Consider the following 25,763-nt stretch of genomic DNA (forward strand, 5'->3'; position numbering starts at 1 on the left):
CTACTTTGTTACCTTCTTTTGCCTCCATAGAGCGATAAGAACGAGCAGGATCACGACGATCAGCAAATGGAATAGTAATACCGCTGGAAAATACCAATGCCGTAAAAAAAACAAAAAATCATAATCGCTGATATGTAGTAGGCTAGCCAGGATGAATCCTGCACCAATCAATGAAGCAGCTAATGCTCGAGTACGCCGCTTATTCAAATTCGCAAGATCGAGAATTAGACAGATGCCAAGTGAAATTCGAACGGATGCACCGGTGACCCACTGATAAATGGACAAATAATCCATATGCTCAATAAAATGTCCAATACGTAGAAGTCGCCATTCTTCAAAAGAAGGATATCGTTGTTTGGCAGCCTCCACAGGACCAAACTCACTGATCGAGCCTAAAGTCGGACCAAAAGCCAGGAAGACTAACAGCAGAGCAAGTAATATATAATAAAATAATGATTTTTTTGAAGCTTGCTGATTTAGAAATATGATGAGGACCAACTCCGACAATCCGCCTCCTACATAAATCAGCCCTTTCAGAATAGGACTCCAACCGTTTTCAAGTACTGGAAAGACACTGGAGTAATCCTTATTCGGAATGTTCGCAAAGGAAATGTAGAAACCGAGCAAAGATACGGTCGGCAAAAAAATGCCGCATGCAATCATAATCATGCGTACACCAAAAACGCTGACAATCGCGGATAAACCACATAAGAATAAGGCAATAACAAGCACGGGGGTATGTGGTAAATAGGAGACATGCGTCCACATGACCGTATCTTTAACCGCGACGAAGACGAAAAAAATAAAATATACGATCCATGAACTCCGAAATAAAAGGGACGGTATAAAGCCATAGTTGATCTTGATCCAGTCTTGAATGTTTCTTCCACTCGTCTTTTTACAGATGTAGTAAACCGGAATCATGAATACACAGATGGGGACAGTCAATATTACGATGCTGATCCAAGCGTCCCTGTGTACTGTTTCCAATAATAAAGGGACCATTTGAACGTGATTCATTAAACCGACAGACATCATTAAAGTCATCATGACGAGCGCAAAGGGCAAATTCTTTTGAATCATGCATGAATCCCCCTCTGAGATGAAATGAGCTTGATTTATATATGGTGTACATATTTCAGGAAAAATATCCCTTATCACTATGTAATCAATAACAAGGAATGCAATGGATGGTGTCCCAAAGGTTACCTTATCTACGTTAACGCAATAATTCTTTATTTTATAAATCCAAATGTAGTTTACGGTAATTGTTTTTCATGTATGTAAGGGTACGAATACCAGTTACCATTACTTCGCGACCAATTATTAAAATTGCTATCCAAGAAGGAATCATGTTCTATTGAACCATGCTTGTTGGCAATCGGATCAAGTTCTTGTCATCGCCAAATTACAAGAACTTGATCCGATAGCTAAAAAAGCCCGCGGTTTACGCGGACCTCATTCGGACAATGTTCTTGACAACCGACAGTTGTTTTTAATTTGTGTCACAATCCATGTGTTTTATTTTTATTGTTTTTTTCGGAATCAAGTTTCAAACACTCTTTCCTCCGAATTACCCACATAAAAACAAAAATTACTGTTGCCTTTGGGATATTTTTTGTTACCTTATCTCAATGTTTTCATGTGCTAAATCTAATTTATTACCGAAAGTAAAGTGTAGGCATTACTACCGTACCACCCATGAATTTTTTCATATTTGTCTGTAAAATATGCTACTCTTTTCGCACTCAAATAATCTCCAATGATTTTCCCATCCAATGAAGTTACCATGTGGCAAATAATATATGACCTGTCCAATGTCATTTCCCCTTCTTAAGCAGACTAATATTCTAGGGGCTTCTTGATTAAATGGCATGCCCCATTTCAAATTAAGGCAGCATTTTACGATATTTTCATTATTCTGCTGGTTTTAGTGATCCGTAAAAATAAGAAGCTGTCGCTCCACCGTCAATTAGGAAATCAGACCGGTAATGAAAGCGCCAAATCGTTATTTGTTTTCACTCCAGTATTAATCATTTCTCCAAGAACGCCAGATATTTTACTTTTCCTTCTAGTCAATTCATTATTTACCCAAATATCATGTCCCTCTAAGTAATTGTCTAATGATTTTTGGAACGGTCTTAAAAATCGAAGCATTGCAAGTGTAGCGTACTTATTGTCCGATGTTTCTTTTTCAGACCAATATTCTGCGTTCTCAATGCCCATTTTTTTTCTCGATCAATTCTTCCCTATTCCCTATTTGTTATAAATTCCGTATTCTAAATTGAATCCCTTTTAAAGTAATCTGCCCGATAGCGTAACGAAAATTGGAGCAGCTGCTGCCGGCAAACTGCTCTATTATGTTTGAACTAGCGTTCTGCGTTAGTTCAAATATAATATTATTGATTTTGGATAGACATTTTTATTTGTTTCATATGATAACCATCCGTATCATGCGTTATAACTTTTATTAAGTTACTGTTGGGTTCAATCACCCATACAGTATCTTTATCAATTTGTACTGTAGAAATCTGCTGTGTCGTTGGTTGACCAGGTATACCTTGAACTGTCACAACGTTATTGCTAATAGGAACAACTATTTTATAAACCAACGACTATGTCCCTCTATTTCTGCCAGCCTTTCACTGTAATCAATCCCATTAATGTAATAATACAGATGAAAGTCTAGATCCGACATATTATTATAATAATTCCAGAAAACTCTATATCTATATTATTCCACATAATCTATGATCAAGAGAAGCAATTTCAAAAGGGAGGGAATCGAATGTATTATTGTCTTAAGTGTAACATAACACACGAAAAACATTCTGTACCCGGTACTATCTTCTCAAGAGGATTTACTACAAAAGAAGACATGGTAATAAATGTTGGTTATTGTAAAGTTTCCATGTCATCTAAAATTAACTTCGATACCCTAGAAGAAAAGTTAGCATATCTACAAAGACACGCTTGTTGAACTGAATACCTACTACATATGGAATTTGTAGAATTCTCTAAGAATTGGTGGGATATTTAAACAATGTCCAGACGGTCTAATTCGACTGAGCCGCTTATATAAATTCAAACAAATCTCCCTTTACTTGAGTAAAGTGCCCATTATTTTGCTATCGTTCGCCGTTAGATTCTTGTAGATGGTTAATTTTCAGCTTTGTAAAAAAAAGAGCGCCTCTGTACGATGGGGTTACGCGCGAGGTCATTGCCTCAAAAATCCCATCCAGGAGGACGCTCTACTATGAAGTTTAAATCACAAGATAAGCAAAATCAACTCATTGAAAACATTACCTTTAATCATATTGTTGTTGGTATAGACATTGCTCAGGAGGCACATGTTGCCAGAGCGGTTAACTTTCGAGGTGTCGCTCTCGGTAATCTTTTAGTGTTTAGTAATGACGAAGCCATTGAAGCCGTACTTGTCAATCCTCACCTAGTTTAAAAGAATAAAGAAAACCGCGACAATACTCGCTCTAAAAGCGACAAAAAAGATGCTTTAGTTATTGCCGACATGGTAAAAAACGGCTACTTCTCTCCTGTCCGCTTCCATTTTTCCGACCACGAGGAGCTGCGAGTGCTCATGGCTAACCGAGAAACGGTCGTTAACGGACCTATGTAAACTAAGTCCTGACGATGTAATTAAGGGTTGGCAGAAATCAATGAAGCGTCATTCTGGTGTACGCAGAGCTCATCTACTCATCGATATTGCACGGAGTATCGGGATACATTACGCAAAAAGGCTCTGGCCTGTTCCGTTAGAAAGACCGACCTCCTCCCCTTAAATAGATGTGACGAAGGAATGAAGGGCTTTGACCCACCCGACGTGGGAGTGAACATCGCTAAGGGCACCCTGGAGAATACGTGCAGTATTTGGAATGAATGTGTGATTCAACTCCACCTCTGTTCCCTCATGCCTTTTTAACGAAACATCCTAATTTATCTCGCTATCTTTCATTCATCATCTAAAATCTTAAGGATAAAATCCTGCGAATAGACGAGCTTGCGTGAGGAAATTAAATCATACCGAGGGAGCGTAATGACCTCACCTGTCATTTATGCTACGGTCTCCGCAAGTTCACCCTATTTCAATTTATCATCCTCTTGACTCTATAAGTGGTTACATTTCCATAAACTGGGCAATTTAAAAATCGATCTAAAAAGGTGGGTTGGCGGCATTTTACTTTCACCAAATCCGTTACATCCCGAATGTCGTATTTACGATACCATTTGGAATATTAGCACTATAATTATGCTTGACTCTTTTTTAGGTTCGTCATGACTTTAGCCCACCTATCTTAAGTAATTGGAACATCAATATTATATGTTTGTCGGAACAATCTACACCTTCCATTTAGTGGACTACTTGGTAATCTCTCATTCGTATAATTGATTTACATAAAGGAGAAAACAAACGTGTAAACAAATTGTATGAAGGAGAGAAGCCAAATGAAAAAGAAGGTCTTTATGTTTTTTTTAAGTATCTGTTTTATGTTTCTGTTGTGTACAGGAGTATCGAGGGCCGCGGATAATACAGGTATGACTGGATCGGTAAATAACGGATATGGCTCAGTTAACGGTACGACGACTACTAATAGTTACGGGACAAATTCAACACCTACTTATAGAACTAATGCTGCTACTGATGACAATGATACCAATTGGGGCTGGCTTGGCCTTCTAGGGTTAGTCGGTTTAGCTGGTTTGAAAAAGCGGAATCGTGAACATACCTAACCGACAAAACTTTAATATTTAATAACCGCCAATTCTATGGCGGTTATTTTCAAAAATTTTAATCATAGGAAATGAGTGAATTTATGTATTACTATAAAGAAGAACTGATTAATCGAATTGTTCCAGACCAACCAGACCAGCAGCAGCTAAAGTTTTACAAGAAGCTCTAGGCGGACAGTTTGGTGAGATGAGAACTATAACTCAATATTCTTTTCAAAGCTCTAATTACCGAGGCAAAGCTACACAATACCGTGACTTAATCCGTGGCGTATTTTTAGAAGAAATTGCCCATATGGTACTAGTTCAAAATAATGGCTCATGGGTGTATTCACATGGTAATTTAATTAGTGATATGATACGCGCATTGGTGAGGTCTTCCAAGGTGCATCACCAAGTAGAAATAAAGGCCAGCTATTAATTATCACGCCACCATTGGGATTCCCAGTGCTTAACTTGCCTGACATGCCAAATGAGCATAGCCCAGGATTGCAAGATATGAATTTTTAAAGCTTTCATATTATAGGCTTACTCCTGTATCAGCAGGAGTAAGCCTATAAATATTGATAGACTTTTTCTAGTTGTTGTCATTATTGAATACTTCATCTAGTGTTGGTGATGAGGTTAGCCATTTTCTATTCTGCTATACTAATCAGATCGTTAATATAAGCGCTGTATTGGATGGCGATGATCCATACACCAGGCTGGACACATCCTTGCTATTTCGAGATAAGGATAGGGCACTTATTGCAAGTGTTGAAATTTTAACGGTTGAGGGTAAATCGACGGAACACATGAATTTTAAAGGAACAAATGGATAATGATAATCAAGTCATTAAATTAAAAAAAAAGGAGCTACACTCATATGGGAATTTTAAGCGGTAATCCAAAAGATGAACCTCTACACTACGGCGAAATCTTTAGTGTATGGACAGCATCCACAGTGGCTAAAGGAGCTGTATCCTGTTATCAAGCTTATTTAAATCACTCAGGTGACAAAGATCTTAAAAAGGTACTCGACGGTCTTATTGATCAAGCAAATCTTGAAATTAAAGAATTAGATAAAGTGCTGATTGATAACGGAATTGCCACAATTCCAATGTTGCCAGAACGACCACCAGTAAAGCTCGAAGACATCCCCGTCGGGGCAAGATTCGCTGATCCCGAAATTGCAGCCAAAATTGCAGCTGACGTTTCATTGGGATTAGTTGCCTGCAGTCAAGCTATGGGCCAATCAATTAGAGTGGATATAGGTGCTTTATTTGCAAAATACCACATAACTAAAACAGCAATAGGCCTTAAAATACTGGAGATGAGCAAAGAAAAAGGTTGGCTTGTTCCTCCTCCACTACAAATAAAAAGACCTGAGACCGTTAATGCTTAGTTTGATCTAAATCTATTGAGATGGTAATATAATTTGTGAAATTAGGCATAGATAAGTAGAAACAGCTTCCTCGAAAGATGAGGAAGCTGTTTCACTTTTGAGCCTTATTTTTTTAGAGATACATTTATACATAGTCTTTAATTCGTCATTCCAATCGAGGTTAGCCATGTTTCCGTCAAAACGGAAAGGCAACTAAACAATATCCGACTTGGGTGTATCCACAGGATTAAAATGGTCTATAGTAGGACATATTCACTTAGGGTTGAATAACCGGTCAAACCTCTCCACCGCTTACTCAGCGGTCATTAATGTTATTAATGAGCCCTAGTTCCTCGTTAGTTTAATCATAGTGGATTAGAATTCCCCAGTACATTGCTTCCTTTACGCTCTGATGGCATATGAAATAGCACCATCGACTGATGTTGCATAGAGTTTATTGCACTTTAAAAACTTTATATATGCCTTTTGACAATAAAGTAATTAAAGAAATGATTTTCCCAATAATAAATCCTAATAATTTAAAGAAACAGTCAATGATGATTTCAATTACTAGCCATCCGATGAATCGACCAAGTATACCAACTAGGGTTTCCAGCTAACCTTCACCAACTTTCAGTTTTTCACAACGAAGGATACATATCAATTATCCCATTGTTAACATTGTGCTTGCAATGGGATTTACTGGTTCAAGTTGGCTTCCTACACTCTCTCATGAGCAGTCTTGTGATAATCACTGTCCTACCTTTAGCGCAGGATCGCCAGCCGATCGTATTAGCCGGCTGCAAGCTATCGATTCCCTTTTGCATAATATATCACTGCTTAAGCTAAAGAGTTTTTGTAAATAGAATTTCTATCGGTTCATTCTCAAGTAATAAGCATCCCGAATCCTTATATCCTAATTTTCTATAAAAGTGTTGAGCCTCTTCATTCGCCAAAGTGGAAGTCATCACTAATTTGAATCCTTTTTTTTTCATCTCTTCTTCCCAAAAGAGAACTGCCTTTTTTCCAGCTCCATTATTTCGAAATGGGCCGTCGATCCAAATCATATTCATGAACGGTGTATTATCCCAAAAATAACTGTGACGCATCCATCCAATAATGTCATGATCGTCATTCTTTAAGATGAATATTTCATTCTGTCTTATCTTTGGTATAATTAAGTTTTCTAGAATGTGATGATCTCGCTCTTTTATGTATTCATAATCCGAATCAGATGCGAAAACTATTTTCATAAACTACTCCCTCAGGCTAAAATTAAATTCGCAGAAATAAGCTCACTAATTTATTCAATCTAATTCACAAATGTTCACTTCAATAATACCACATAGTGGAACTCCCCTACCCAAATGGGATTTCACGATTGTATTGCTCACTTTAAAGTGATTTTCATCAAAAAGTGTTCTTTTGAAATCAGTGGTGTCTATATGCTCTTATTCCTGCGGAAGCAACCTTAATTAAAGTCTTACTATTTCTGCGAAGAAAATCCTTCATACAAAATTCAGCTATTACGCTTCGAGTAAAATTATCGGTACATACAAACATAATATTCATTAAACCAACTCCATTCCAATGACCATTTTATGGAATTATAGCAAACGAAACAGGAAAATTACTATCAATATTTTTCGAATGATTACTCAAGTAAACTCCCGTTACATAAAAAACCACCCAAGCGGGTGGCTATCTAATCACTTAAACCAAATCTATCTTATTGGCCTGATCCCTCAAACCTTCTTAACATAATCTGTACACTCAGTACCATAATTGCAGCTGTGATACCACAGAAGTAAAAACCTGCACCCATGCATAAACCTATAGCTGCAACGATCCAGATCGAGGCTGCCGTACTAAGTCCAAATACCGTTTTGCCATTTTGCATAATCATACCTGCTCCAAGAAACCCTACACCGCTTACAACTTGAGCTGCAAGACGAGAGGGATCAGCGAGTAAATTAGGCTCCACATTAGGATCTAAAGGACGGTTGGACATATCGACATGCTGGTCGCTGAAGCCGAATATGGATAGCATCATGAATAGAGCAGAACCTATACAAACCAATATATGCGTACGGAATCCAGCATCGCGATTTCGCCAGCCTCTCTCCAACCCAATAGCCCCTCCAAAAACAACAGACAGCAGCAATCTTATGGTAATACCGCCTATATGAATATGCCACAACTGGAACAAGCTAACACCTCCGTTACGATCACCCCTAAGCCCTTACTCCTTGAATTCCTGTAATAAAACGTGGATGCCGTCTGGTGTGTGTTCAGGTTGCTTGTCGAGCATGACTCCACCTTCTAGCCGCTGCCATACATCGAAAGCGCGTTCTCCTTCATACAATCGTATAACCCTTGCTCCGCGTGCATAACCAATTGGCCCCTTAGCGCCTATGCCACTTAAACGCGCGTAACAAAGTCGAATACCGTGCAGCTCTCCGTAATAGTCATTCAAATGGCAATGCCCAACAAATGTCCCCATAACATCACCCATTTCCACCATGGAGGCAAATAAACCAGAGTTAACTTTCGGGGAGGACACTTTCTTAAACTTGTTCCCAAAGCACACATGATGTGTCCACACTTCGTCGTATTCCGGCAGCGGAATATGAAAAAAAGCTAGCGATGGCAGCGGTTCCTCTCCGTGTTTTACCCGAAATTGTTCGGATTCACTACGATACCATGCGATTTGACTCCAGTGTATCCAATCTGAACCTCCGAAATCCATGTTTGTTTTACTGCCTGAATCCAGAAGATATAGCACAGCTTCCACACTAACAGAGTGGGAACCGTAGATGGGAAGTGAGTAGTTGGAATAACCGCGCACATTCTCCGGTCCCATTTCATACAGACAATTAGGCAGGCGCTTTAACAATGCCGCAAATAGCAGAGGATCTGTCCCGCATTCATACTCATGATTTCCGAAAACGAATGCCCATGGAATGCCCGATTCACAAACCGACTCAAGCGCAATCTCAAAAGAACGCAACGGATCGCGACATTCTTTCTTATCAATGACATCACCCGTAATTATAACGAGGTCCGGTCTCTCTGCAATGAGTATCTGACGTACAAGATCCTGAGTGCAAGTATCGTCCGTGCCTCCATCTTTCCAATGCAAATCCGTCAATTGTACGATTGTAAACGTTCCATCTCTCCGGAAATTCAGCATAGTAGCCTACCGATTACAGCATTCATCCTGCGCCTGATTACAGCACTACGAATGAGTTAAGCGCTATCCTTTCCATACTTAGTATAGTGATTGCAGTTAACCTTATTTTCTTTTCTTATAAACATTGAAGTATAGGTTCGTGAAGATTTCCATTGCTTCCAACAACGTCTGTCGTAAGCAAACTATAGGCGTTCCCTTTCGTATCAGTCACCCTGCCCCCGGCTTCTTGAATGATAAGTACCCCAGCAGCAATATCCCAAGCGTTTAAGCCATTTTCCCAAAATGCGTGCAATCTTCCAGATGCAACGTAAGCTAAATGTCTAGCAGCAGAGCCAAGAGATCGAATTGTTCGACATTGCTCAAGCAATCGTCCAAGACCTTCATAAACCGCTCTGCGCGCTTCCATTTTCGAAGGGAATCCTGTAGCAATAACACTGCGCCCTAACTCATTCGAAGGGGATACGTGAATGGGTTGTCCGTTAAGAAACGCGCCCTTCCCCTTTTCCGCCCAGAACAATTCATCTGCACATGGATCATAAATGACACCTAGTTGAAGCTGTCCATAACAGACCAGTCCTATCGACACGGTAAAGCCTGGAATACCCTGCACATAATTGCTGGTTCCGTCAATCGGATCCACGATCCATAGATAAGGCTCCTCTGACGCTCCCTTCAGCAACTCGTCAAGTGGCTTCTCATTAAGGAATGATTCTTCTTCTCCTAGAAATTTATGCGATGGGAACTTCTCGAGAATACCGTTTCTGATTAATTGTTCAGAAGCTTTATCTACTTCTGTCACAACATCGAAGCTGGAGCTTTTGTCCTCCGTGATAAAACCGCTACCCATCTTTGACTTAATCATCTCGCCTGCTATTTTCGCCATCGCTTGCGCAATCTCCAAATGGTTCATCCAATGTCACTCCCTGCTCGATAAAATAATCTTTAATGATCGCTGCAATAGCATGTTGCTCATGATGAATGGTTATATCATCAGCAACTTTTTTTAAATCGGGATGCGCATTCTCGACGGCATAACCCCGATCAGCGCTTTGTATAAGAGAGATGTCGTTTAAATTATCACCAACGGCCATCGTATACGCATTTTCAATAGATAGAATGCGCAAAAGTGATTGCAAGGCATTTCCCTTTGAAACATCAGGCGGAAGTATCTCCAAATAATTCCACTCCGAATATACGATTTCATTAGGCATACCATGGTCTTGAACGAGCTGTTCTATAGCCTTCAGCATACTAAGATCGGAGGAAATGAGCAGCAGCTTAGTAATCTTATCCATGACGCTATTCTCAGTAAGCAATGAACACATCACTTTATCTTTCTCTTCATGCTTTTTCACGATGTCATTCCTATTAGGCGTATATACTCTGCCGTCTCGATAAACAAATAGTCCTACATCGTCGGTTAAACTGTTTATAATTTGCTGCCACAGCTCCTGCATTAAGGGAAGATGTTTATCGTAAAGCACTTCTTTCGTAATTGGATTATAAATCCTAGCTCCATTGTAAAGAATTACGGGTACGTCTAGGTTCAGCTCCTTAATAAATGGCGCAACAGCCGCTTCCATTCTTCCCGTGGCCAAGGTGAATATTCCTCCAAGCTCACGGAATATTCGAATTGCCGCTATATTTTGCTGACTAATTTGCTGATCCTTATTAAGCAACGTCCCATCGAGGTCTGAAACTAATACTGTTTGATTCACCAGTCTTTCGCCACCTATCCATCTTGTATCTGTTTATATAGATAATGAGCCGCTTCGGCTATTCATGATCTGTTTTTTCTGCATTTGAAAATTGGCAGCCTCCATCGATAAAACGAAATCCATCTCGGAAATGTTTTCGCAGGCTACTAAGAGCTTTTCTTGTTTATTGATTTTGAGGCTAAAACATATGTGCATCGTTGGGATGTCATTTTCTCCAACACTTTCTTCACCTTGTCGAATTTTCACATTGGCAATTTGAATCTCATGCTCACCCAAAGTAGAAGCAATTCGACCAAGCGCACCAGGGAAATCCATAATTTCCAGTTCAACCTCTTGTGGTCGTCTGTGGAGAAGCATGTGTTTCTCCCACTTATTCAGCACATAGAGGCTGATTAAAACTAGGCAAGTGGAAAGGATAGCCCCCATATAAAAACCGGAACCAACACACAAACCAATTCCGGCCACAACCCAAACGGAAGCAGCCGTGGTTAAGCCTTTCACTATATTTCCATTGCGCATAATTGCACCCGCTCCAAGGAAACCGATACCGCTAATCACTTGTGCGGCTAAGCGCGCCGGATCTACCCTGACGTTCGTCTCATTAACGAATTGTGAGAATCCGTAAATCGATAGCAGCATGATGGTAGCTGAACCTAGGCATACAAGAATATGGGTCCGAAATCCGGCAGCATGGTTGCTCCATTCTCTTTCGATTCCGATGGATCCACCAAGTACAACGGCCAATATCATTCGAAATACCAATTCTAGGTGCGTTATTTCCCAAACATTTCCATGAACGTCGCCCATTTAAATAATCTCCCGTCCAATTAGAATTGTGGCGATTTAGCCCCTAGGACGCTAAAGGATATGATCATCCCTCATTAACTAGCATGCCTGTTTCTTTATCGTATAGATTGACCTTGTCAAGCTGTAACGTTACCCACACCGTTTTGCCAACCGGATAGTCTAGTTCACCAATCACTTTCACGAGCAGTAAATTTTCAGGACTTGTCGTCAGTTGAATTAAGGTTTCCGAGCCGGCAGGCATAACGGAATAAACAATAAGAGGAATAGCCCCCTCCACTTTCTCTTCTGAAATCCGGATATCCTCAGGATAGATCGACAATACGACTGTGCTTGATTGTGGCTTTGCACACGGTATAACCAATCTCCCCAGCTCCGATTCGGTAATAGCCGCTCCCTCCTCATAGGTACAGGTAGCGTCAATGAAATTGATCTTTGGGTTTCCAATAAAATCGGCTACACGCAAATCTACCGGATGTCGATAAATGTTGCGAGGTGTATCCACCTGTACGAGGTTGCCTTCAAAGAAAACCGCTATTTTGGTAGACATGGTCAGCGCCTCAACCTGATCGTGCGTGACATAAACGATCGTCGTTTTCAGTTCCCGATGCAGCCTTTTGAGCTCCGCTCTCATCTCCAGCCTTAGCTTGGCATCGAGGTTGGATAGAGGTTCGTCAAGTAGTAATATCTTAGGTTCTGTAACGATTGCCCGGGCAATCGCTACCCGCTGCTGCTGACCTCCAGATAGCTCCGATGGATAACGATCCTTGTATTTACTAATTCGCATCTTCTCCAGAGCACTTTCGACCTTGGAACGAATCTCTGCCTTAGGCATCTTATTAATGGAAAGACCAAATGCCACATTATCAAATACCGTCATGTGAGGCCAGAGTGCATAGCTTTGGAACACCAGGTTCAGCCCGCGCTTGGAAGGCGGTGCGTAATAATTTTTTGCACCGTTCACCATTTCCTTGCCATTAATCGTCAGAATTCCTTCTTCTGGATTTTCCAAACCAGTGATAACACGGAGCGTTGTTGTCTTTCCACAACCGGACGGTCCAAGAAGCGTCATAAAGTCGCCGTCCTCAATGTAAAGATCCAGATCTTTCAAAATATGATTGTTGTCAAAGTACTTGTTAACTTTTGTAAGTTTAATACCGCTCATGTGAACCTAACCTCCTATGCCCTTCGAAAGATCTGCTTTTCCATACTTCGTTGCGATGAAATGAGTAATCATAATTAAAGCAATAATAATGATTACAATTGCGTTGGCGTACTGTTGGTAGCCCTTCTCCGCATACCGAAATGTAAGTGTCGTCAGTGTGCTTGTTTTGGGGGTAACGAGCAAGATAATCAAATCGAGCTCCTTCATTGCGCTAATAAACAGAAGCAGGAAAGCGCTAATTAAGCCCTTGCGGCTAAGCGGCATCATAATACTAAGAAATCTTCGAGGCCATGAAGCGCCATGAAGCTTGGCCGCCTCCTCCAGCTCGCCGCTGATCTGCAGCATCGTACTTGTTCCAGATCTCGTCGCAAACGGCAGTTCTTTGACGATCGTAATCAGAATGACAAGTGCGAGCGTCCCATACAGTGCAGGTAGCAAGAGCTTGGGCTGTGCGAACATGGATAGGTAGATTGCAGCAAAGGAAATGCCCGGAATCAGATAAGGCATAAACGAAAGCTGCTCAACCAGCTTGCCAGAAAGCGTTTTTCTGTTTTTCGAGATCACATAACCGAAAATCAGACCCATCACCGCTGCAGCCGAAGCAGCCACAAATGCGATGGTTAGTGAATTTTTCAATCCGAGCAAAATAGTTTCGCTCTTCAAGATGCCTACCTCGCCGGAAGCAATCGAGAAATCCGAATCGCCGAACCAGTAATGTGTAGTGAGATTGCTTAAACTGTAGTTGCCGTCTTGGAGCATGAAGGTCTGCCACAGTAGGAGCAGCATTGGGAATATTCCCGCACTAAACATGAACAGAAAGACCAGTATCACAGAAGGCGCCTTCCAAATACCAAGCGGATTCAAATTTTTGCGCGAATCTTTGCCTCCGATGGTAGCATAGCTTTTGCGTTTACCAATGGCTCGCTGGTTGATGTAAATGGTCAATGACGAAATGATGATCAGAATAAGACTAAGTACGTAGGCATCTGAAATCATTCTGTTTTTCATACTTCCGTATAACATCGTGGCGATCGTATAATATTTGACAGGGAGTCCAAGGAAGGCAGCTGCACCGAATGTCCCCATGCTTTTAGAAAAAGTCAGAATTAATGCGGATAAGATTGCCGGGAGCACAAGCGGGAACGTAATTTTCCTAAGAATTGTAAATCGGCTTGCCCCCAGGATATCCGCTGTTTCCTCCAAACTGCTGTTGATCGAGCTGAGTGAAACAGCAATCAGCAAATAAAAGAAGGTATAATAATGACCTACGAGCACGATCGAAATCGGTAAGAAGCCGTAGGAAACCCAATCTGGCGGATTAATTCCGAATACATATTGCAGCATGCCTTGCGTGCCGCCGACGCGATCGTTTTTAAATACGATAAGCCACGCAAACGATTTGATCCAGGATGGCAGCATGTAAGGAATAATAGCCAGAAAGGCAAACGTCTTTTTAAAAGGCAGATCAGTACGTGTTACCAACCATGCTAAACCGCCGCCAACTATCAGCGAAAAGAAAGAAACAAACAGGGCGATGTTGAAAGAGTTCAACAGCGGCTTATAAAAGATTGACGTGCTGATATCGCTGTACATCACATGCGCCCAATGATACAAGGTTAAATTGCCAGGAATCGCATCCCTATTGGCGCGGAGGTCCTCTGGATGCCACGTTAAAGTATGCGAAACGATTTCCCACATGGGAATAACAATGGTATATCCTAAGAAAATGATGGCAATTAGACTAATTAGGTGCAAGGGATTCGTAACCATGCTTTTCAATATATTCTTTGCCCTAGTCATCGTAAATTTGGAAACGGGCCGTTTCGTTAATTCAAGCTTGCTCACTGGCTATGCCCCCCTTTTCAAACCGGCATTCCTATAATGTTGGTTCATGATGTGGCCTCTTTCAATCTTTGAATGGAAGCCAGAACGTGCTCGCTGAGCGTTTGGTCCATATCAAATTTGTTCATCGTTAGCTCTAGATTATAAATACCTTGATAGCCTGCTCGTTTGAGAGCGGAAACATAAAGTTCCAAAGGCAAGCTTCTCGCCTGCGTCAGAGGATTATGCGTACCTGTTTGACCTAGTCCGTGAATATGTGTGTGATACACTTTCTTCAAAAAAGCATCGGGTGGAAGATCCAACAAATGTTCTTCAGGTGCTGACTTGAGGCCTCGTTCGTCCATGAGGTTCGAATAGTAATGTCCCATATCCCACGTAATGCCCACGCTAGGGCTATCCACCTCGTTCACAATTCGAAGTACACCGTCAATGGAATCTCCCGGATCCACCTTGATAGATTTTTTTCGATTGTTTTCTACAGCAATCTTCAAAGGCAGCTGCTCTGCATGGATCATTGCGACCCATTCATGCAGCAGTCGGACTGTCTGTTGGTGAAGTTCTTCCTCCGAGCCTGTTTTCGCATCAAACGCGTGAAGCGCCATCGTCAAATCGCTTTGGTATTTGTGAAAATGCTTTAAAATATAACGCATTGAAGGATAAATTTCGGAAAAGCGGGAGCCCGGAAGCTCCCCCGCCACATGACCGTGAATCGTAACTTGCAAACCGGCATCCCAAATCCGTTGAATCAAATCGCGGTATGCACGTTCTTCTGCTCCTCGCGGAAGGATTCGGATCTCAATAGATCTGACGCCTGCTGACTTTAAAGCGTGCAGAAGCTGCTCCTCATTTTCGTAGTGCGCAATCAAGTCATTCGTGCTGTCTTTACTCGGCTTGCCAAGAAATACTGGTGCTTGTATTGAAAATCCTAGCATGTTCCACACTCCAATCCGAAATTGTTACTGATTTTTAATCCAGAAATTCACAACATCCTGATAGATGGGATAAAATTTCTCGCTATCGTACTGCCAAACATTAATTTCATTTATTTTTTTCGTGTTTTTGGTAGGCAAATCTGAGCGAGTCATCCAAGACCCAATCTCATTAAATGGCACTGTTCCTTCGCCTTTACCGTCTGCTTCCCCTGCCATCCATCGCATAAGCAGCTTCGCTGCATTGGGATGTGGTGCTTTGTTCGCTACGAACAGCATTCCCTCATCGACAACAGAAAGCTTCGGTTTAAGATCCCAAACGATGTCTGCCTTCAAGTTGTTTTGCGCCATTTTACGAATGTCGCCAGAAACACCGATAAATACGGGAGCCGGTTTGTTCGGAGACGCCTTGCCTACTGCATCTTGACCGTCAGTGCTGCTTTTGACCAAAATCACATTTTTATAAAATTGCTGTAAAAATTCATAGCCCGCATTTTTCGTGCCATTCAGCACGATATCTTTGCCAAACTTTTCCTTATATGCTTTCGCCATATCATCGGAATTAGCTACAAAAGCGACAAACATATCCATCTGTGCGGGAGATTGCAAAGGGTCAACCATCAATACCCGATTTTTCCACTCTGGCGTGGTCAAATCCCACCAATTTGTAACCGGAGGTGTTTTATTCTGCTCTGTGTTATAAAACAAGGTACGGAATTCTAGGTAAGGCACGAATGCGATACTCTTGCTTCTCCAAGGCTCAAATATTTTCTCCGCAATATCGCTCGGCAAATATTTGAATACACGGCCCTTTTTGACGAGCTCCTCTTCAATTCCACCGCCGACTTCCTTCGTTAGGATAAGATCTGCGTTAAAGACACCGGCATCCTGCTCACGGATCATCTTATCCATAATGACGTTAGACTTGAGATCGAACGTTTCTACTTCGATCCCTGGATATTTCTTTTCAAACGTCTTCTCCACATCATTGATTCTGCCAGATGTCGAATATACAGTGACTTTGCCTTCCTTTTTTGCTTTTTCGTAGAGCTCGTCGGCAGTCTCCGTTTTGTAAAGACCGACACTCTCAGCCCACTCGGATTTCTTAGACTCTACTTTTGCTGCCGTCGATTTGTTCTGCTCGGTTGAAGTTGAATTGCTGCATGCTGCAAGTACCATGGTGAAGGTTAGTAATAATGCGGAAAAATTCCTCACTTTATTCATAAAACACCTCTTCCTGGATTTTTTACTGAACTACTGCATCTTCAACCAAAATTCTCTGAACTTGTAATGTGAATGCGTTTTCATTCCGGAATTCAGTGCACTCGTCTTCAGTTCGTGTGCGATGCTGTGTATTACTGCTGCTTCAACCAAAAGTCCCTAATCTTCGGCCCATTCTCATAAAAGTTAATAGGGTCATACTTCCAGACGTTCAGTTTTGAAAGCGGCAGTTCCTCGACCGGTATAGCATCAGAGCGTGTTGGCCAGGATCCAGAAATATTGAACGGTTTCAACCCTGCGTCTTTTCCATCCGCGCCGCCCGCCATCCAGCGGATCAAAAGCTTCGCTGCATTCGGATGTTTGGACTGATCGCCAACATAGAGCAGCGCCTGCTCAGCCTGAGACACCTTTGGCTTTACATCGTATGAAACGCCCAGCTTCAAGCCTTGCCCCTGCGCTTCCCTGAGCTTCGTGGATACGGCAAGACCTATCGGCGGCTTAGACTGTCCTACCTTACCAACCGCTTTGACAATATCACCGCCTGAATTCGTAAGAACCAGATCATTCTTAGAGAGCCTCCGGATAAATTCATAGCCTGCATTAGGTGACCCGTTCAGTTCAATCTCTTTGCCAAACTTCTCTTTGTAGGCTTGTTTCATGTCATCCGCATTCTGCACCATAGCCAGAAACAGATCCATCGTATCTGCCGATTTCATAGGATCACTCAACATGACACGGCCCTTCCATTCTGGTAGGGTTAGATCCCACCAGTTCGTAACTGGCGGCGTTTTATACACATCGCTATTATAGAAAATGCCTCTGATCTCTATGTACGGAACCAATCCTTCGACTTGGCTTTTATATGGCTCCGACATTTTGCTAACGATATCGCTAGGCATATATTTGTGCACAATGCCTTTTTTCAACAGCTCGGTAGTAAACGTACCGCCCGTATCCTTGGTAAAAATAACGTCCGCGTTGTTAACTCCTGCCCCATGCTCGCGAATTAGTTTCTCCAACATATCAACCGCGCTGATGTTATAGGCCTCAACCTTGACACCTGGATATTTGCTCTCGAACGAATCCTTGACATCGCTGATCCGGCTGGACATGGAATAAATAACAACCGTGCCTTCTTCCTTTGCTTTCGCGTATAATTCTTCGGAAGTTTCCGTCTTGTTAAGCCCTACTTTCTCAGCCCATGCCGTTGTCGATGCGCTAGGTGCCAAGGTACCGCCTGTTTCGTTCGATCCACAAGCGCTTAAAGCGAGCATGATTGAGCATACACTGATCACAAGAGCCGATCTGCCAGCAGCACGTTGTATTCGTATCATTCTTTGCATGCGAGGTCCTCATTTCCTATTTCTGCAATCCATTCTGACCAAGAACGTTGATAGTCATCTCCGATGTTGTCCTTGCAATAATCGTAAAATTGTTTAATATACTTCAATCGTTCCACAGCTTGCTCATACTTGTATGTATCTTCTGGATCCATTCTCTTAAAATCCCTGCCGCCAATAAGCCGTTGACGCTCTGTCAAATCCTCGAAGGCTACATTTCCTGCATTGCGCATCATATCATACATGGAGAAAAACGTGCTTGCTCGACCCACACCGCCACGACAGTGGAAATGCACCCATACACCATTAGGAAGCTCATTAACCCAATCAATGAAACGATCCACCTCGTGATCCAAAGGCCGATGATGATCCGTAACGAAAAAACGTTTATACATGAAGTCTTCTGCTGCAGCAAGTTCTTCCTCGCTCAGAATCTCTTTCGCTCCATTTACGGGTGCGCCGATATCAATCGACTTTCCCTTCAACGTATCGAAAGTGATCGAAGCTTGCCGACTTAGTCCGTTTAGAAGCCCGTTTTCTTTTATTAGCACCTCATCATTGCTTAACCCTTTGTTTGCCCCGTTATGCAAGCCATGCCAATTCACGGCCATCCCGTTCACAAAACCGTGATTTTCCTGGCGCAGATCCACTAACACAATTTGATGTTCGCCGATTGCGCCTTTCATCGCCCGCAACTCCTGCCTGGCATATTGTCCACTCGCTGAGGCACGAAGTTCTCTGAAGCCACTCAGATTAGGCAGCGATTCCATGCCGGCTTCTAAATCATCAACGCACATCCGAAACCGTTTAGGAAGCCTTAGGCTATCGCCTATACTTTCAACTATCAACCGTATGTTATGTTCCTCTACATGAGTGCTTTCCACCGGGTCCACTTCCCCTCTCTTTGATTTCTATCTCGAATTGCGCAGGAAAGTAAGCGTTCACATTTCATCTAATAAGAGAAATCCTGAAGGCTTCCTCTCGTATTTAATTGTCTATTGCGGAAGTGCAGGTTTCTCTAATGATAAGTTTGGTGTGTAACAAAATCGATTGCGCTGTCAACTTGTTCTCCGTCAACATCTGTAGAAGCACTTCAGCCGCCTTACGGCCCATTTCCTTGCGTGGCTGAGCAACAGTTGTTAGTTTGATCCAGTGAAGATCTGAGACTTCCAAATTATCGAAGCCAATTACACTCATACGCTCTGGCACGGATAGTTTATTCTCTGCTAACCATTCCAGGGCACCAATGCCAAGCAAGTCGTTTGCAGCAAATACAGCTGTCATCGAAGGATATTCTCCCATCAGCTTGCTCATGGCTCTAGACCCGCATTCTATTGTTCGTCCGTCCCAAACGATACCATTTGGGTGTGGCTCTAATCCGTGTTTCTTCATACTGTCCACATAACCCCGATATCGTTCCTGACCGGTAAACGAATACTTCGGCATACCCATAAACCCGATTCGAGAATGTCCCAGTGAAAAGAAATAATCCATCGCATGACAAGCACCCTCATAATGATCAACATCAACAAATGGCATATCCAAATCTTGAGGCGGTCTTCGGCGTAGGAACACCACAGGAATTTCTAAGCGGCGCAGCATATCTAAAGCTTCATCATCCAAAAAATCCGGTGTTACGATAATGCCATCCATCTTCCGTTCCATGACACTGGTTAGAAATCGCTTCTCTTTTTCTGATCTTCGTGACGTATTTACGTAAACAACTTGATAGCCATTGTCCGAAAGAACTTCTTCAACATCGTGCGCCATTGCAGAAAAGAAGGGGTCTGTAATATCGGGAATCATTAATCCTATGGTATTAGATTTGCGGCTAATCAAGCTTCTAGCTACAGCATTAGGTGTGTAATTGATTCGCTTCATCGCTTCCAAAACTTCATTTTTCGTATCCTGCTTGATATCAGGATGATTATTCAATGCTCTGGATACAGTAGATACAGATACACCTAAATGTTTGGCTACATCTTTAATTGTTGGCATAGTAGTAGATCTCCTTTGGTAACGATTCCGGTAACGTTACCAAAATTGTAAGTCATGGCCTATCATCATGTCAACCGAAACATTGATCAGCTGATTAGATGGTAAACTTCCTCATACTTTTCTGTAGGTGCTTTGATAAATTTTCGAGATCTTTCGCAGATTCCAGATGCTCCCCTACAGTAACGAGCTGCACGGAAGACGCTTCAGACACTTGTTCCGCGCTAGCGGAAGCCTCTTGCGCGATCAAAAGCATCTCTTGAAGTGAGCCTGCTACTTCATCTGTATGGCTTGTGAACTGCTCGCAAGTAGCGGAAATACTCTGTATCAACCCTGAAAGATGCTCAACGCTTTGCAGCACGCCTTTGAATTGGTTGCCCGTCTGATCCACGAGTCGAATTCCTTTATCAACCTCCACCACGCCATCCTTCATGCGAATAACGGTTGAGGCTGCTGTTTGTTGAATGTCTCGAACCACGCCTGTAATCCGTCCCGCAGCTGCCCTAGACTGCTCTGAGAGCTTTCGCACCTGGGCCGCAACCACAGCAAAACCTCTACCATGCTCGCCAGCACGAGCTGCCTCAATAGCAGCATTCAACGCAAGTAGATTGGTTTGGGTTGAAATATCCCGAATATCACTCACGGACTTGCCTATCTCTGCCGAGCTGGCTTCAAAATGATGTATTAAATCTTCCATCCGACTGACAGAATCCTTGATCAGCCCCATTTGCTGAACCGCTTCATAAATCGACGCAAGGCCTGTCTCCGCTTCATGAGATGTTTTCATCGCTTCCTCTGAAGCGAAGGAAGTGCTCTTGGTCACATGTTGAATGCCTAAGGCCATTTCTGTCATTTGCTCAGCTGACTGCTTTGCATATCCTAGCTGTGTACGTGCGCCTCCAGCTATCCTTGTGTACGACATAGAGATGTCCTTGCTCGTTTGAGCGGAGATGGATGAGCCAAGCATCAATTGATAAGCAGATGCGGACATTTCCTCAGACGCTTTGAGATTAGCTGCGATCATCGTCGTGAAGGAATCAGCCATGCCATTAAAGGATTCGCACACCGTACGAAGCTCATCCCTTGATTCTAACGGAACTCGGACAGTCAAATCCCCGGAAGCCATCTTTGATGAACATGCAGCTAATTGTCGCACTGTCCGGCGAATAGACATATACAGGGATAAGAACAAATACAGGTTAAGTGCGATAAACCCTAACGCAATGCCTAACAGAGAATTTCGCTGCCAGCGATAAGTCGTTAATTTGTCTTGTACGCTTCGGTCCAACTGTTTCAGTACCGCTCGATACAACCCCGCTCCGGTCTGCAAGGCCATCTCGCCCACTTGCGCAAAGTCGTCTGCTCCTTCAAAAGCAGCGGATTTATCCTTTGAAAGCTGCAGCCGCTGTACACTATTTACTAATTGATAATTGCTTTGCTGAAACGCGGCATGTGTCTGTTCCAGCGTTCTTTTCCCACTCTTGTCAGGGAGAGCCTCCCAGTTCGATTTAATCAGCAGCAGCTGCTTGAACGTCGCTTCTTCCGTCAATATTTTCATATTAACATCAGAAAGCGCTCTAGTCGCAATTGCGCTCTGCCCTACAGAGGACAGCAAATTCGTCTTCTCGATTTGTACAAGCAATTGATTCGCAGAATTCAACAAAAGACGAACTTGCGGGTGCGCTTCTACATTTAACTGAGATACGTCAGCAACTTGTCTCGAGAAATCCTCGATATCGCGGATCAATTTCTTATGCGCATCGATACCTTGACTATAACCAGCTTTATCCATTTGAAGCTTGGTGTAATACCAATCCTCCTGAAGGATTTTCCAAAGATCTTTCGTCTTATACAACTCTCCATGTATATCGTTCCAATTTTTTAGTGCTTCCAGCTTCTTTTCAACGGCTGACTTTTGCTCATCCATTTTCGACTTCATTGCGGTCATGCCGTTCAAATATCGAACTGAGTAACTGCGATGCGTCTCAATTTCAAGCTGAAGATTTGCCAAAAGCGTTATCGGTTCAATACCACCCGCTTCATTGGAAGTAAACCGGATATTATCCGTTACATCTGAAATGAATAAATAAGCAGATACAATAACTGGAACCATGAAGATCATGCCAACCAGCATAAATTTTTGTAAAAAGCTCAATCTGTTCAAGAATCGCATAGCGGGCTTGAACATCTGAGATCCTCGTGAAATCTGTTCATCCACTTCAAGGTTAAGCTTAGTTAAAGTGCTCATCTGCTCAGGATGCCGATTCAGCGATGGCTTGCCAATCTGACCAACTCGTTGAATAACCATCCCGATAGTTATGAATGCAATAATCGTAGAACATATGAATAAAAGCGAGTCGTTCCATAGCCGGACCATATTTGAGTACATCATTCGGATCCGCATCCGTCATATCTTTACCGCCAATTTGAATATGTCTGCATATAATGTCATCCTTGCGAACCTTTCCAACATTGCACAGCATATCGTACATGAGCAGGAATGAGGTCGTTCTGCCTACGCCTCCACGGCAGTGAAAATGCAGCCACACATCGGGCGAGAGCGCTTTCACGAATGTAATAAATTGATCAACAACAATATCGAGCGGACGATGATGATCTGAAACGAAAAATCGCCGATAACTCAAACCTTCTCCCATCACCAGTTCTTCTTCGGTCAACACTGTCTTGGAACCAGTCACAGGACCTTCTAATTGAACGGATTTCCCTTCCAATAGGTCAAAAGTAATCTCCGGCGTTGCTGCTAGATTGTCTAGTAGCCAACGCTCTTCCACTCGTACATCTTCATCATTCAAGCCCTTATTTGTGTTATTATTTATGCCGTACCAACTAACCGCCATCCCGTTTACGAAACCGTGGCTTTCCTGACGCAGATCAATAATCATAAGAGGTTTATGACCAATAGTTTCGTTCATGCATCGAAGTCCCTTTTGGGAAAACATTCCGCTCCCCGATGCCTTCAGTTCTGCTAATCCCGTCAGATCAGGTAGATCGACTTCCCCGGCTTGAACCGGTGTTGTTGTCATACGAAACCGTTTAGGCAGCGTATCAATGTTATTCACATCAATCAGAAGTCGGGCCTTGGTTTTCCCTTCATCGTTCAACTGCTCTTCATTGGTGCTCATGTGCTACATCCCCCTCCTCAAGTAAACATGCATTCATGCGAGCTCGCAGTTTATTTATGTATGACTCTTAAATTCGATAACTGCCGAGCTAAATAAGCGGTTCATTTTGCAATCAATTAGGTTAGCGCTTACCTTGTCGTAATAATTTCCTGACAGGTCAGTTCAGGAGATAATCGTAATGAATTGCATATTTAGTTCGAAATGACCATCAAATTAGATAACCACTCCCTTTTAAGGGTAATTCCGAAATTTTGGTAACGTTTCCGGTAACGTTACCAATATATTATCTTATTCCTCCTTTTACTGTCAACCATTAGTTTTTCACTCCGAACACGCTCTTTTCCGGGAAAATTGATTGTATTCAGGAAACCGGTTAACCTAGTATTGACGCACTCATCAAATGCTGATAATCTTCATATTAAAATTTGAATTGGGGAGGCATGCTGATGAGAATCATAGTAATTGGCGATTTTCACTTAGATCCGAATAATTATGAGTTGACCCGCAAAGCAATGGAAGACGTTAACAGCACCGATCCCGATCTAGTTATACCACTCGGAGATTTCGGCAGCCGAGAACGTATCGGCAGTATTGAAGGACTCCTTGAAGTGAAACCTTTTTTCGATATGCTTACCGCTTCAATACGACCCATCTTAGGAAACCATGATTTGCAGCGGGAATCGGGGAATTCTTACCAACTCAAAGGCACCATGGAATCTGAATTCCTGCGGATGTTTCATTTGGATAAGCCATATGGGGTCGTGGAGTTTGATGATTTCAGGTTGTTTTTTGCTTCTACGGAACCTCAGCCGGTAGACTCCTGTTACAGCTTGCAAGAATGCTTTGCGACGGATGATCAATTCAAGATGCTTGTTACTGAACTGGATAGGAGACGTGGTGTCCCCGTCATCTTCTTTACACATGCTCCTCCAATCGGCTGCGGACTGCGCACCGTCCCTCGTGTTCATGTTAAATCAACAAATGCTTACTTGGACCAAAATCACGAGCCGTATCGTTGGAGGCAGCTTTATGAACAATATCCAGAAATCGTCATGTGGTTCTCCGCTCATTATCACCTTGGTCACAGCTACACTGATTCCCATACCTTTCGAAATGGCACTCACTTCTTCCTCACAGGCGTTCATGGCACCTGTACGCGCGATGAATCAAGAATTTCCCGCATTATTGATATATCCAGCAATAGAATAGAGGTTCTTACCCTGGATCACGTGCAGCGTTCCATCACGAACGAAGGCGCTTTCTCGCACGACGACTCGCTAAGTTCAATGATTCATTCAAACAAATGGCAGCCTCTTCCTCTATTGTCAGTACCTATTCCGGATTCCAGAACAATTCTTGAACGAAGCATGTTCTGTTCAGTTGGTGAGCAAGCAGCCCTACCATACGGCCTTCATCCCATAGAGCCCGACAAGTATTTCGTATCTACGCGCGATGGGTTCACATGGGAAGTAGAAGCAGGTGTAGAAGCTGTCATAGGGAGCTTACATATCGGAGAACCATTACAAGCGCTCGCCGTATCAGGCGATTATTTATGGCTGTCTTGGGATAATTATGTGGGTCTGTCCCATTTATCAAGTCCTTGGCGTTTTACGCGAAGCTTCGAGGCCGAATGGCCACAACAAAAGTGGTTGATCGAGGAGCCCGTGCAATGTATGGCTCCTCATCCAGACGGAGGCATTTGGATCGCATTCAGTTACACAATTCAGCGATTCTTTCCATTAAAAGATGGCGGTGACATTCCCAAACGAATTATATTGAAAGCCAAGCCTCATAAACTTATAGCTGACGGGGCATATTTGTGGATTTTATGCGAAGATGGGACACTTTGGAAATGGGACGGAGTTAGCACTAATGCTCATTTTGAACTCGAGGACCTTCTATATTTTGACATTTGGGGAGGAACCCAAGCAGCAGCCATTTTCTGTGAAAATAGGATCCATTTCCTGCAATGGAGTTTGGATGGTTTTGAAGTAGTTCATCGTTTTCCGTTTCAAGACACTGCAATTGCTGGGAAACCGGACTTATTCTCATATCAACTCCTATGCTTGGGAGATCAGAAGCTGGCAGCTCTGGTTCAGGGGAACGTTTTTTATTGGGACAGGCCTGGAAGCAATCCAATACGTCTCCCTCATATTCAAGGGAACGCTTCAGCTTTATCGAGAAGCTCCTTGATCCCAGCAGCAGAAGGCTTATCCTGCGGATTTGCCGTTCATGCGAAAGATGATACAGTTTGGGGACGTCAGCAATTAGAGCTTTGGGTTACTAGATCTCTCGACCATTGATACG

At 42.6% G+C, this 25,763-nt stretch carries 22 protein-coding genes and 2 pseudogenes; 5 read left to right on the forward strand and 19 right to left on the reverse strand.

The features are described 5' to 3' along the window. The 3 genes from ACSQ8O_RS33955 to ACSQ8O_RS33965 form a co-directional block, all read right to left on the reverse strand. A complete protein-coding gene (locus ACSQ8O_RS33955) occupies window positions 1–1,083 on the reverse strand; it encodes an endospore germination permease (protein ID WP_436245299.1) in 1,083 nt (360 codons plus the stop codon). A gap of 897 nt (window positions 1,084–1,980) precedes the next feature. Beyond that, window positions 1,981–2,226 carry a hypothetical protein gene (locus ACSQ8O_RS33960; RefSeq protein ID WP_436245300.1) on the reverse strand — a complete coding sequence of 82 codons (246 nt, stop codon included), beginning with the start codon at window positions 2,224–2,226 and terminating at the stop codon, window positions 1,981–1,983. Window positions 2,227–2,399: 173 nt separating this feature from the next. Beyond that, complete coding sequence (locus ACSQ8O_RS33965) at window positions 2,400–2,612, reverse strand: hypothetical protein (protein WP_436245301.1); 213 nt, start codon at window positions 2,610–2,612, stop codon at window positions 2,400–2,402. Window positions 2,613–3,256: 644 nt separating this feature from the next. On the opposite strand from ACSQ8O_RS33965, the pseudogene ACSQ8O_RS33970 reads away from it, so the two are divergent. From ACSQ8O_RS33970 to ACSQ8O_RS33985, 4 genes and pseudogenes are all read left to right on the forward strand, one after another. Next, a pseudogene (locus ACSQ8O_RS33970) lies at window positions 3,257–3,619 on the forward strand (IS110 family transposase); the annotation flags it as partial. An 842-nt stretch (window positions 3,620–4,461) separates the two neighbouring features. Continuing rightward, window positions 4,462–4,746 carry a WGxxGxxG family protein gene (locus tag ACSQ8O_RS33975; RefSeq protein ID WP_436245302.1) on the forward strand — a complete coding sequence of 95 codons (285 nt, stop codon included), beginning with the start codon at window positions 4,462–4,464 and terminating at the stop codon, window positions 4,744–4,746. An 83-nt stretch (window positions 4,747–4,829) separates the two neighbouring features. Continuing rightward, window positions 4,830–5,253: pseudogene (locus tag ACSQ8O_RS33980) on the forward strand (manganese catalase family protein). 355 nt (window positions 5,254–5,608) lie between these two features. Next, window positions 5,609–6,127: a DUF3231 family protein gene (locus ACSQ8O_RS33985; RefSeq protein WP_315953462.1), complete on the forward strand. Its 519-nt coding sequence runs from the start codon at window positions 5,609–5,611 to the stop codon at window positions 6,125–6,127. Window positions 6,128–6,951: 824 nt separating this feature from the next. Here ACSQ8O_RS33985 and ACSQ8O_RS33990 read toward each other — a convergent pair. The 16 genes from ACSQ8O_RS33990 to ACSQ8O_RS34065 all read right to left on the reverse strand — a co-directional run bounded on the left by ACSQ8O_RS33990 (window position 6,952) and on the right by ACSQ8O_RS34065 (window position 23,456). Beyond that, entirely contained in the window at window positions 6,952–7,359 is a 408-nt protein-coding gene (locus ACSQ8O_RS33990; RefSeq protein WP_436245303.1) for a GNAT family N-acetyltransferase, read from the reverse strand. A 178-nt stretch (window positions 7,360–7,537) separates the two neighbouring features. Next, window positions 7,538–7,678, reverse strand: a complete 141-nt coding sequence (locus ACSQ8O_RS33995) for a hypothetical protein (protein ID WP_436245304.1) — start codon at window positions 7,676–7,678, stop codon at window positions 7,538–7,540. Between the two features lie 157 nt (window positions 7,679–7,835). Next, window positions 7,836–8,315 carry an MgtC/SapB family protein gene (locus tag ACSQ8O_RS34000; protein ID WP_436245305.1) on the reverse strand — a complete coding sequence of 160 codons (480 nt, stop codon included), beginning with the start codon at window positions 8,313–8,315 and terminating at the stop codon, window positions 7,836–7,838. A gap of 33 nt (window positions 8,316–8,348) precedes the next feature. Then, window positions 8,349–9,299 (reverse strand): metallophosphoesterase family protein, encoded by a 951-nt coding sequence (locus ACSQ8O_RS34005; RefSeq protein WP_436245306.1) that lies wholly within the window; start codon window positions 9,297–9,299, stop codon window positions 8,349–8,351. A 115-nt stretch (window positions 9,300–9,414) separates the two neighbouring features. Next, on the reverse strand, window positions 9,415–10,209 hold the full coding sequence (locus tag ACSQ8O_RS34010; RefSeq protein ID WP_436245307.1) for an inositol monophosphatase family protein: 795 nt from the start codon (window positions 10,207–10,209) through the stop codon (window positions 9,415–9,417). Next, the gene (locus ACSQ8O_RS34015) at window positions 10,154–11,017 is read right to left on the reverse strand and encodes an HAD family hydrolase (RefSeq protein ID WP_436245308.1); all 864 of its coding nucleotides are present in this window, start codon (window positions 11,015–11,017) and stop codon (window positions 10,154–10,156) included. The genes ACSQ8O_RS34010 and ACSQ8O_RS34015 overlap by 56 nt, the downstream gene beginning before the upstream one ends. A gap of 33 nt (window positions 11,018–11,050) precedes the next feature. Then, on the reverse strand, window positions 11,051–11,824 hold the full coding sequence (locus tag ACSQ8O_RS34020; protein WP_436245309.1) for an MgtC/SapB family protein: 774 nt from the start codon (window positions 11,822–11,824) through the stop codon (window positions 11,051–11,053). A 64-nt stretch (window positions 11,825–11,888) separates the two neighbouring features. Beyond that, window positions 11,889–12,986, reverse strand: a complete 1,098-nt coding sequence (locus ACSQ8O_RS34025; RefSeq protein WP_436245310.1) for an ABC transporter ATP-binding protein — start codon at window positions 12,984–12,986, stop codon at window positions 11,889–11,891. Window positions 12,987–12,992: 6 nt separating this feature from the next. Further along, window positions 12,993–14,831, reverse strand: coding sequence for an ABC transporter permease (locus tag ACSQ8O_RS34030; RefSeq protein ID WP_436245311.1), 1,839 nt, complete (start codon window positions 14,829–14,831; stop codon window positions 12,993–12,995). Window positions 14,832–14,875: 44 nt separating this feature from the next. After that, entirely contained in the window at window positions 14,876–15,760 is an 885-nt protein-coding gene (locus ACSQ8O_RS34035; RefSeq protein WP_436245312.1) for a sugar phosphate isomerase/epimerase family protein, read from the reverse strand. Between the two features lie 24 nt (window positions 15,761–15,784). Then, a complete protein-coding gene (locus ACSQ8O_RS34040) occupies window positions 15,785–16,981 on the reverse strand; it encodes an ABC transporter substrate-binding protein (protein ID WP_436245313.1) in 1,197 nt (398 codons plus the stop codon). A 131-nt stretch (window positions 16,982–17,112) separates the two neighbouring features. Beyond that, window positions 17,113–18,321, reverse strand: coding sequence for an ABC transporter substrate-binding protein (locus ACSQ8O_RS34045; RefSeq protein WP_436245314.1), 1,209 nt, complete (start codon window positions 18,319–18,321; stop codon window positions 17,113–17,115). Next, window positions 18,309–19,166, reverse strand: coding sequence for a phosphatase domain-containing putative toxin (locus ACSQ8O_RS34050; protein WP_436245315.1), 858 nt, complete (start codon window positions 19,164–19,166; stop codon window positions 18,309–18,311). The genes ACSQ8O_RS34045 and ACSQ8O_RS34050 overlap by 13 nt, the downstream gene beginning before the upstream one ends. A gap of 139 nt (window positions 19,167–19,305) precedes the next feature. Next, complete coding sequence (locus tag ACSQ8O_RS34055) at window positions 19,306–20,316, reverse strand: LacI family DNA-binding transcriptional regulator (RefSeq protein WP_436245316.1); 1,011 nt, start codon at window positions 20,314–20,316, stop codon at window positions 19,306–19,308. 94 nt (window positions 20,317–20,410) lie between these two features. Next, window positions 20,411–22,621 carry a methyl-accepting chemotaxis protein gene (locus ACSQ8O_RS34060; protein ID WP_436245317.1) on the reverse strand — a complete coding sequence of 737 codons (2,211 nt, stop codon included), beginning with the start codon at window positions 22,619–22,621 and terminating at the stop codon, window positions 20,411–20,413. Further along, entirely contained in the window at window positions 22,566–23,456 is an 891-nt protein-coding gene (locus ACSQ8O_RS34065) for a phosphatase domain-containing putative toxin (protein ID WP_436245318.1), read from the reverse strand. The genes ACSQ8O_RS34060 and ACSQ8O_RS34065 overlap by 56 nt, the downstream gene beginning before the upstream one ends. Window positions 23,457–23,902: 446 nt before the next feature. On the opposite strand from ACSQ8O_RS34065, the gene ACSQ8O_RS34070 reads away from it, so the two are divergent. Continuing rightward, on the forward strand, window positions 23,903–25,759 hold the full coding sequence (locus ACSQ8O_RS34070) for a metallophosphoesterase family protein (RefSeq protein WP_436245319.1): 1,857 nt from the start codon (window positions 23,903–23,905) through the stop codon (window positions 25,757–25,759). The last annotated feature ends 4 nt before the right edge of the window (window positions 25,760–25,763 follow it).

The organism is Paenibacillus sp. LjRoot56, from assembly GCF_964253335.1.
GTDB lineage: Bacteria > Bacillota > Bacilli > Paenibacillales > NBRC-103111 > Paenibacillus_E > Paenibacillus_E allorhizoplanae.